The organism is Streptomyces sp. TSRI0281 (genome assembly GCF_001905125.1).
GTDB lineage: Bacteria > Actinomycetota > Actinomycetes > Streptomycetales > Streptomycetaceae > Streptomyces.
In genome coordinates this window covers 423,962-433,299 of record NZ_LWLE01000012.1, presented here as the reverse complement: position 1 = coordinate 433,299, position 9,338 = coordinate 423,962, and the positions used below count along the sequence as shown (strand labels likewise).

Here is a 9,338-nt window from a genome sequence, read left to right as displayed (position 1 = left end):
CCTTGCTTCAGTGGTCGTCGCGCTCGGCAAGTTTCTTCGCGATGAAGGCGTCGATGGCTGCCAGTGAGGTGAAGACGTTCGTGAGGAATTCCTCGTCCGTCAGCTTCAGCGAGAAGTCCTGTTCGAGGGAGCTCAGGAGCTGGATGTATCCGAAGGAATCCATCACCCCGGCCTTGAACAGATCGCTCTCGGCCGTCAGTTCGCCGTCGAACTCCACAAGGAATTGATCCTCGATGAGCTTCTGTATGTGCCGCGTTCGGTCCATGTCTCACACCCCGCTTTTCATGAGAGTTTTATGGGCATCGGTCCTTGTAAGACTCTTCACCATGCGGAGAAGGGAGTGACCGCCTACCTCCTCGCACTCCAGCCCGGCGTCGAGAGAAAGGAGATAGCGAATGCTGTCGGCCCACAGGACCGGTTCGACGAGCTGCCTGCTCAGCAACTCCGGGATCGTGCCCCGCTCGTAGGGACGTCCGCTCACATTGGAGATCACGGTCGTTCCGGGCTCCGCGAACGTGAACCCGTCGAGGAATCTCTCGAATTCGGCGCGCACCGGTTCCATGTGGCGGGAGTGGAAAGCGGCGCTGACCCGTAGCGCGGCGAAGCGGATCCCCCGCTCCTTGAGCGAGGCGTGGGCGGCACGCAGGGCGCCGTCGCTGCCGGCGATCACGACCTGGGCGTCGGTGTTGAAGGCCGCGAGATCCACGCCCTCGACGCCGTCCGCCCTCAACATGTCGAGCAGGCGCGGAGCCGGGGTGTCCATGACCGCGGTCATCCCGCCGCCCGACGCCTCGGCCATGAGCTCGCCGCGCTTCTTGACGAGCCGGAGACCTGTCTCGAAGTCGAAGACCCCGGCCGCCAGGAGCGCGTTGTACTCCCCGAGGCTGTGCCCGAGGTAGCAGTCGGCACGCCGGTCCTCGCGACGCTCACGCTCGAACGTATGCAGCGCGTTGACGGTGAAGAGGGCCGGCTGCGTGCACTCCGTTCGCGCGAGCACGTCGTCCTGATTGTCGCGGCAGCGCGCGACCAGGTCGTACCCCAGGAGATCGCAGGCGTATCGCGAGATGCCTGGATAGCGGCCGAAAACATCTGCACCCATGCCCCGGAACTGCGCCCCTTGCCCAGGGAAGAGAATCGCAAACACCGTGATGCCTCCAGGGTCTGCGCCGGTGGCGGGCACACGGCCACCCGGCGATGTCGGTTCCGCACATGCTGTGCCACCCCCCTTGCGGCGTGCTGGCCGGAATGCTGATCCACCGACTCGGCCCCTTGTCGGGATCCTTGCCATCCGCTTGCCGGTTCCCCCGGTATACACAGGAACCACTTTGCCAATTCGGTGATCGTTTATTGGCCATTCATCGGCACTGAATCATTGGACGAACATCCGCTGATCTAGGATTAATTCGCCGGAGAAGTCTCAAGCGTGAGAACGAATGGGGCCGAATATGTCTGTACGCCAGGCTCAGAGCGCAGCTCAGCCTCCCCAGTCGCCCGCCCCCTCCGGACCGGTGCTGCAGGTCCTGGGGCCCATGTCGGCCCAGTTCGGGGGGCATGACGTGTCCCTGGGTCCCCCCCGTCGCCGGGCGCTCCTGGCGCTCCTGCTGATACGGCTGGGCAGGGTCGTCCCCACCACGGTTCTCGTCGAGGAACTCTGGCGGGACGATCCGCCGCAGCGGGCCGTCGCCACGCTGCAGAGCCATATCTCCCACCTGCGCCGGGCGCTGGCCCCCGCGGCCGGCCCCGGCAGGACGGCGGTACTGCGCCACCGGGCCCCCGGATACGTCCTTCAGCTGTCCCCGGAGCAGGTGGACGTCCACCAGTTCGAGCACCTCTTCTCCACCGGGCGCCGGTTCCTCGCCCGCCAGGATCCCGCCGCCGCCCGGGACCGGCTCACCCGGGCGCTCGCCCTGTGGCGCGGCTCCCCGTACGCCGAATTCGTCACCCACCGGCCGCTCGCGGACGAGTGCACACGGCTGGAGCAGGTCCGGCTCACGGCCCTGGAGGCATCCGCCGAGGCCGGACTCGAACTGGGGAGGACCGCCGAGGTGGTGACCGAACTGGAGCGCGAGGTGCGTCAGCATCCGACGCGGGAACGCCTGGTCGGCCATCTGATGACCGCGTTGTTCCGGTCGGGCCGTCAGGCCGAAGCGCTGGAGGTGTACGAATGGACGCGGAGCTATCTGGTCGAGGAGTACGGCGTGGACACGACCGCCGAACTCCAGCGGCTCCACACCGCTCTCCTCCGACAGGAACTCGGCGACCAACGCCCCCACACCGTGCCGAACGTCGAGCTGCCGTCCAGGACCACCGAGTTCACCCGGCCCGTCCGGACCGGGATGTCCGTCGAAGCCGAGGGTGTGGCCGCGGTGACTCCGGCGGCCGGGGAAACGGCCCTGTGCGGTACGGAGAAGCCGAAGGGGCCGGGGCGTACGGCACAGGTCCGGTCCCTCGCCACCGGACTCACCCTCGGTGAACCGGTGACACCACCGCCCTTGACCGGCCGGGAACGGGAGCTGAGGCGCCTGGTCGCCGCAACGGCCGGAGCGGCGGCCGGTCGTGGACACCTCGCCTGTGTGTTCGGCTCCTCCGGGCTCGGCAAGACCCATCTGGTGATGGAGCTCGTCCAGCGCCTGCAGAACATGGACGGGGACATCGAAACGATCCGGAGCGGCTGCTTCTCCGGTGAGGGAGTCCCGCCGTACTGGCTGTGGACCCAGGTGCTGCGTCGGCTGTCGGCGGCACGGCCCGATGCCTTCCGCGCCGCCGCGGCACCCTTCGGCTCGCTGCTCTCCCCGCTGCTGCCCGGATGGCAGACCGGTCCGGGCGACAGGGAGGAGGCCGAGCCGGGCGGTTCCCAGGGCCCCTTCCGGACCCACGACGCGCTCTGCGAAGTCCTGCTCGCCCTGGCCGCCCAGAGGCCGCTGGTGCTGCTTCTGGAGGACGTGCACTGGGCGGACACCGTCTCCCTGGACCTGCTTCGCCTGCTGACCACGCGCCGCCAGGGCCATTCCCTCAGCATCGTCCTGACCGGCTGGGACCTGGAGGCATGGCCCGACGCCTCGCGGTTCCGCGTGATGACCGAGGTGCTCAAGGGTCCCCACACGGAGATCCTTCGACTGGCCGGACTGACCCGGTCGGACATCGCCACCCTTGTCGACGCGCACGCCGGGCCCGGCGTCGACGAGCGGGTCGTCGACGCGCTGCACCGCCAGAGCACGGGCAGTCCCTACTTCGTCCTGCAGATGCTCTCCCTGCTCTGCGACGCGAGGGACCTGCGCGATCCCGGCGCCGTCGACGAGCTCCTCGGCCTCATCGTGACGTGCGCGCGCAAGGTGCTCCGCCAGGAATTCGCCATGCTGCCGGAACCGGTCGTACGGCTCCTGCGGCTGTGCGCGGTCGTCGCACCCGATATCGAACTGGATCCGCTGTGCCGTGCCACCGGCACCAATTCGGCCATCGCCATCGTGGAGTCGGCGGTCCGGTACGGGCTGCTCGCCCCGGACCGGCACCGCCCCGGACGGCTCCATCTCGCCCCGCCACAGGCTCAGGAGGTGCTCACCAGCGAGCTGACGGAGGAGGAGCGCCGGCGGCTGCACGCCCGGTATGCCGATGCCCTGTCCCCGCACGTACGTGAGGACAGCGAGCCGGAGGAGATCGACCGCGTCGCCCATCACGCCTGGCGCGCCAAGAACGCCATGCCCCCGGCGCGGGTGCTGCCCTGGCTGCTGCGCGCGGCCGAGAACGCGGAAGTGCGCCTGGCCTCCGAGGAACGCGAGACGTGGCTGCGCCGCGCGCTCGTGATGGCGGGCTCACTGCCCGACGACCCGTCCGCCCGCGACCTGGAGCAGCGGCTCCATCTGGAACTGGGCCATCTGCTGGGCCAGGTGCGCGGATTCGGCGACGTCGAGGCCGAGGCGGAGGTCACCCGGGGACACGGCCTGCACACCACCCCCCAGACCTCCGACGACCCGGCGGTCCTGTCGATGCTGGGTGTGTCGCTTCTCGTCCGCGGGCGCTACGACGAGTCGAGGCAACTGTCCATCCTGCTGCGGAACATCGCCGAGCGCACCGACGGCCCGACCGCCCGGCTCGGCGCGGCGTACGGCGAGGGTGCGGCGCTCTTCGTCCGCGGCCTCCTGCCCGACGCGCTCAAGGAACTGGAGCACGGCGTCGAGCTCGCCGATCGGCTCGCGCGCGAGGGCAGGCTGCCGGAGGGAACGTACCGGTCCGACCCACGTGTCTACTTCCGTTGCTATGACGTGTTCGCCCGCTGGTTGCTGAACGACCGCGCGGCGGCCACCGAGCAGCGTCGGCGGCTGTTGCGGCTGACTCGGTACGAGAGCAGGCCGTGGGACCGGATCGAGGCCCTGTACGCCGACGCGATCGTGGCCGCCTGGGAGGGGGATGTGGAGACGGCACGGTCCTCGGGCACCGAGGGCATCGGGCTGGCCGTCGAACACGGGCTGTACTACTGGAAGGCGATGCTTCACATCCCGCTGGGCTGGGCCCTCACGCACGTCGGCCATCGGGAGGGGATCCCCGAGATGAGGAACTCGCTGGCGGAGCTGCGACTGTCCCGGACACACATACGCCTGCCGCTCCACCTGGGACTGCTGGCCCAGGCCCAGCACCACGCCGGACAACGGGAGGACGCGGTGGACACCCTGCGCACCATGGTCGCTGTCATCGAGCACCGCAGCGAGTACGTGTACCTCCACTCCGCCCTGCCCGCGACGCGCCTGCTCCACGAGCTCCTGGGCAAGGACACGACCGAACGGTTATTACCGGAGTGAGCTGCGCCCAGTGCTGCCCGACCGGCCGTCACGCATGGAGCAGGCGATTGCCTCCGACGGACCGTGCCCAGTGTCTCCACGGCGTCGACGCGCTGTCCCTCAGGTGTGCGAGGACAGGGAGACCGGGTACACGGCGAGGGAGAACGAGTGCCCGGCGGGGTCCGTGTAGACCCTGACATCGCGCGGGCCGCCGTTGTCCTTCGTGTCGACCGGCCTGGCGCCCAGACCGATCGCCTCGCGCTCCGCTTCATCCATGTCGCCCCGGCCCACCAGGATGCGCAGATGGGCCTGTTGGGCGTCCTCCGGGCGTGGCCAGCTCGGCGGCGCATAGCCGTGGTCGCGGCGGACGGCGAGATGCACGCCGTTGTTCCCGACCACTTCCACGAAGTCGGGATCGCTCCCGATGCGGGTCTCCGCGCTGAGTAGGCCGGAATAGAACTCGGCCAGTTCCAGGGGTTCGGCACAGTCCAGAACCAGGACACTCGTCTTTTCGACAGTCATATTTTCCGGATACCCAGGGTGCGACCGCCCACTCCGGCCGACCCGGCTTCCGGCTGATACGACACGGTCCCCTCCCCGCCGTGTCCAGGACGCGACAGCCGGCACGGCGCCGGGTAGGGGTGCGGCCCTCAGCCGCTGCCCTCGCGTCGGAGCCGGGCCGAGAGGTGGTGCTGGAGGGGCTGACCGACCGCGGCGAGATCGTGGACGAAGGTGAGCGTGTTCTCGTCGGTCAGGGTGTAGCGGCGGCGGGTGGCGTCGACCTCCTTGGCGGTCGGAGCGAGAGCGACCTGTTGGGTGGTGAGGTCGAGGGCGCCGTCGTCCGCCCGGCCGACCGAGATCTCCGCGATACCGGTGGGCTGGGTGATCAATGCCTCCACCCGCCCGTCGGGCTGCATACGCCACCAGCCGCTCTCACGGGCCGAGGGCCGCAGCGGGGTGCCGTCCGCGTCGATCAGCCAGGCTCGCGCCTCGTAGCGGAGGAAGGGCCGCCCGTCGTGGCTGAACGTGACCTCCTGCGCGTAAGCGAACTTCTCGGCGAGCGTCGGGTACTCGCCGCGGCCCCGGCCGGTCCAGGTGCCCAGGAATCCGATCAGCGGCGCGAGCAGCGGGTGCGGCGCAGGTGCTTCGTCGGGGCGAGAGGTGTCCGGATACGGGTGCCGGCGAACGGGGTCGGACATGCGCGCTCCTGGGTCGGGGTTCGGTGCCGGTGGCAGCCTAAGGGCTGCCTCGGGGTCATGCCGCCGAGTACCACGCGAATGATGCACTGAACTCCTCCGCGATGCGCACCGCCCCTGCTTCGGACACGCGAACAGGGTCATCGCGCCATGGGCTCGACAGCCGACCGTCGCCAAGGGATTTCCCCTGATGGGAGGGGTTGGGCGAGGGAGACCGCGTCAGCTTCACCAGCTCGTGCACGGATTTGACGCGTCAAATGATCAACCCGACGACCGCAGCGGGAGAGGCTTGACGCGCAAAGAAATATCCCAAATACCCACAGCGACAAGAGCCTTGACGCGTTATGGGCGAGACCATACGGTGCACACGCCGCCATCCATCGAGCCGCCGCCGGAGCGTACCCATGAAGCGCCGCACCTTCCTTGCCGGAACCGCCGCCGCGTCCGTGCCCGCCACCATCGCCATCGCACCCGCCGTCGCCTCTGCCGCGCCGGTCACCCCCGACAGCGCCGACAGCGCCGCGACGGTGCGCCTCGTCCTCGACGGCGTGGCGCACGATGTGCCGCCGGCCACGCTGTACCGGACGACGCTCGCGGCCACCGGCACGGCCGGAGGGACGCGGGTCACCATGACCGACGCGTACAGCGAGTTCTCGGTGGCGTTCCCGAGCCCGTACATCCCGCACCTCAGCCGGGTGTCGGTGTGGCTCACCGGGGTGACGCCGAAGAAGGGCAACCTCTGGCTGAAGCTCTTCGACCAGGACAACGAGGAGTGGGGCACGCTCGCGAGCCGGGTCGACCCGGCCGGATTCGACGGGCGGACCCGGGTCACGTTCGAGCCGCAGCGGCTGTCGCGGATGACCTGGAGCGGGAAGGCCGACGGACGGCTCACCTACCCGCTGCGCCGGCTCGTGCTCGTGTTCTTTCCCGACGACAAGCAGTCGCCCGACCCGTTCGTGGTCGATGTGGACTCCATCGAGGTGGTCGGCGACGGCGGGCCGGTGGATACCTGGAGCCGGGCCGGTGCGCTGGAACTGACCAGCGGCGCCGACCGGGTCCTCATCGACCCTCACGGCCGGCTGCTCGACTGGACGACCGGCGGCCGGGTCCAGTCCCCCGGTGTGCTGCCGCTCGCCGTGTACTACGACAACGGCACCGGCGTCTTCTCCGACGAGGCCACGGCCGAAGTCGCCCGGGTCACCGCCGATGAGGCCACGGTCAGCCTGACCGTGCCCGGGTTCTTCGCCGCGGACGTGGCGGTGCGGCTGCGTGCGGGACACCTCGAACTGCGCCCGACCGCCGTCCGGAACCTCTGGTCCCGGCCGATCCTGCGGGTCGCCTGCCCCGAGGTGGCCTACCGGGTCATCCCCGCCGAAGGCACCATGCTCGGCATCGCGCCGAAGTGGGGCGGGCTCGCCCACACCCGGTCGGTGCTCGCCGGCGGCTTCTACGCCAACTACGGCATGCCGACCGCGACCCACGACCTGATCCTGTTCGAGGAGGACGACTCCGCGCTCGGCGTGTACTCCGTTCAGCCCGCGAACGTGAAGCCCTTCCGCCCGACCCAGTTCGGCTTCGTGGGTGCCCGCGCCCGCGCCGAATCCCTGACCGGGCTGATGCACCGCGTGGACGCCTGGATCGCGCCCGGCACGTCCGAGGCGCTCCCCGCGACCAGGCTGGCGGCGGGCGGCACCGCGTTCGACCTGTTCGCGGCGTACCGGGCGGACAACCGGATGAACACCTGGCGCGGGCTCTCCGACAAGCTCGAACCGCAACTGCGAGCGGGGCTGGCCGACTCGGTGCACCTCAAAGTGGACCTCTGGCAACCGACCGGCGGCACCTCGGCCACGGGCCGGCCGGAAGTGGCGTTCGCGTACCTGCGGGCGGTGCCCGGCGGGCCGTACAGCGTCGAGCTCGCCAGCTACTACTCGGACGGTCAGCATGACCACCACTACCCGGACTTCCTCACCTTCGACTACCTCGGCGGGCCGGCGGAGTTCCAGCGGCTCATCGACACCATCCACGACCGCGGGCACTACGCCAGCGCGTACACCAACCCGACGTGGTGGCACCCGGACAGCCGGGCGGTGGCCACTCTCGGCGGCGTCGAGCGGATCGGGATCCGGGACGGACGCGGCAAACTGGTCACCAAGACGCACACCGACAACCTCGGGTACCTCATCGGCGGCTGGCGCAAGGCGCCCCGGGCGCTGATCCTCGACCAGCTCCGCACGTTCCGCGACAGGTACGGCCTGGACATGATGTTCCAGGACGAGATCGCACGCCGGGAGTACGACTACTCGGCGGACTTCTGCGCGCCGCCGTACGCGTACTGCGAGGAGATAGTGGAGCAGACCGCGCAGTCGGCCGCGATCCTGCCGATCGGCACCGAGGGGGTGGGCGGTGACCGGCTCTTCCAGAACCTGACGTCGAGCCTCGGCTTCTACCTCAACACCATGCAGGGCGAACGGGCCGCAACGTACGACGGGCCCAACCGCAACGGCGTCGTGGTTCAGCAATGGCCGCTGGGCACAGCCGTCATGCACGACAAGATCGCGTTCTACCCGCACAACCTCGACCGCGGCGTCGACACCACCGAGAACCTCAGCTGGGCGCTCGCCTTCGGCCTCAACATGCACTATCAGGCACAGCACATGGAGAGGGACTTCAGGGCGGGACGCGGATTCGAGATGCTCAAGGGGCTGTCGCTGGTCCAACGGCGGGTCGCCGGGAGGTACTTCGGACGGGCGATGACGGCGTTCCGCTACCTCACCGAGGATCTGAAGGTGTCCCGGACCGCGTTCGAGGGGGGCGTGGAGATCATCGCCAGCCATGACCTCCAGCCCCGCGCGCTGCCGCTGCCCGGCACGCTCGGCACCGTGACGGTGGCCCCGCACGGCTTCGTCGCGAGCGAGCAGGGAACGCCGACGTACGCGCTGATCAACGACGTGCACCACCGGCCCGGTTACCTCGCGCGCTGGAAGAACGGCCGGTTCGTTCCCGAACTCGCGTGGTACCCGGCGGATCTGGCGGGATACCGGTCCGACACGGTCCACGCCGACCTGCGGCTCACCGCCACACCTGCCGAACTCCCCGCGGGCGGCACCACCCGTGCGGCCCTGGAGCTCGCGGCGTGGGACGGCACACCGATCGACCTGACCGGTGCGGACATCGCCTGGGAACTCGACGGCCAACCGGTCGCGCACCTGGACACCGACGCCGACGGCAGCGTGTGGCTCGCACCGAACCCCGGCGGTACGAGCGGCTGGGCGACGGTCCGCGCCGTTGTCACACGTGACGGGGTTGCGGCGTACAGCGGCGTGCAACTGGTCGAGCTCAGCGGCTGAACCGTACGTCGGGGTGGTGCCGG

The 9,338-nt window shown here is 69.7% G+C and carries 6 protein-coding genes; 2 read left to right on the top strand and 4 right to left on the bottom strand.

Annotation, left to right across the window (positions count from 1 at the left end):
* Positions 1 to 7 precede the first annotated feature (7 nt).
* Both A6A29_RS19650 and A6A29_RS19645 read right to left on the bottom strand, forming a co-directional pair.
* Positions 8 to 265, bottom strand: a complete 258-nt coding sequence (locus A6A29_RS19650; RefSeq protein ID WP_073721462.1) for an acyl carrier protein — start codon at positions 263 to 265, stop codon at positions 8 to 10.
* A gap of 3 nt (positions 266 to 268) precedes the next feature.
* Positions 269 to 1,144 (bottom strand): ACP S-malonyltransferase, encoded by an 876-nt coding sequence (locus tag A6A29_RS19645; RefSeq protein WP_073721461.1) that lies wholly within the window; start codon positions 1,142 to 1,144, stop codon positions 269 to 271.
* Positions 1,145 to 1,556: 412 nt separating this feature from the next.
* On the opposite strand from A6A29_RS19645, the gene A6A29_RS19640 reads away from it, so the two are divergent.
* Positions 1,557 to 4,793: a BTAD domain-containing putative transcriptional regulator gene (locus tag A6A29_RS19640; protein ID WP_241838552.1), complete on the top strand. Its 3,237-nt coding sequence runs from the start codon at positions 1,557 to 1,559 to the stop codon at positions 4,791 to 4,793.
* Between the two features lie 99 nt (positions 4,794 to 4,892).
* Here the strand turns inward: A6A29_RS19640 and A6A29_RS19635 are convergent, their stop codons facing one another.
* Together A6A29_RS19635 and A6A29_RS19630 are read right to left on the bottom strand one after the other, a co-directional pair.
* Complete coding sequence (locus A6A29_RS19635; RefSeq protein ID WP_073721460.1) at positions 4,893 to 5,294, bottom strand: VOC family protein; 402 nt, start codon at positions 5,292 to 5,294, stop codon at positions 4,893 to 4,895.
* A gap of 128 nt (positions 5,295 to 5,422) precedes the next feature.
* Positions 5,423 to 5,971, bottom strand: coding sequence for an FABP family protein (locus A6A29_RS19630; protein WP_073721459.1), 549 nt, complete (start codon positions 5,969 to 5,971; stop codon positions 5,423 to 5,425).
* Between the two features lie 401 nt (positions 5,972 to 6,372).
* Between A6A29_RS19630 and A6A29_RS19625 the strand changes: the two genes are divergently transcribed.
* Positions 6,373 to 9,315, top strand: coding sequence for a hypothetical protein (locus A6A29_RS19625; RefSeq protein WP_073721458.1), 2,943 nt, complete (start codon positions 6,373 to 6,375; stop codon positions 9,313 to 9,315).
* Positions 9,316 to 9,338 lie beyond the last annotated feature (23 nt).

Bases quoted from the DNA above. Each gene is read 5' to 3' on its own strand.
- A6A29_RS19650 (WP_073721462.1), bottom strand. From the start codon at position 265: ATGGACCGAACGCGGCACATACAGAAGCTCATCGAGGATCAATTCCTT.
- A6A29_RS19635 (WP_073721460.1), bottom strand. From the start codon at position 5,294: ATGACTGTCGAAAAGACGAGTGTCCTGGTTCTGGACTGTGCCGAACCC.
- A6A29_RS19630 (WP_073721459.1), bottom strand. From the start codon at position 5,971: ATGTCCGACCCCGTTCGCCGGCACCCGTATCCGGACACCTCTCGCCCC.
- A6A29_RS19625 (WP_073721458.1), top strand. From the start codon at position 6,373: ATGAAGCGCCGCACCTTCCTTGCCGGAACCGCCGCCGCGTCCGTGCCC.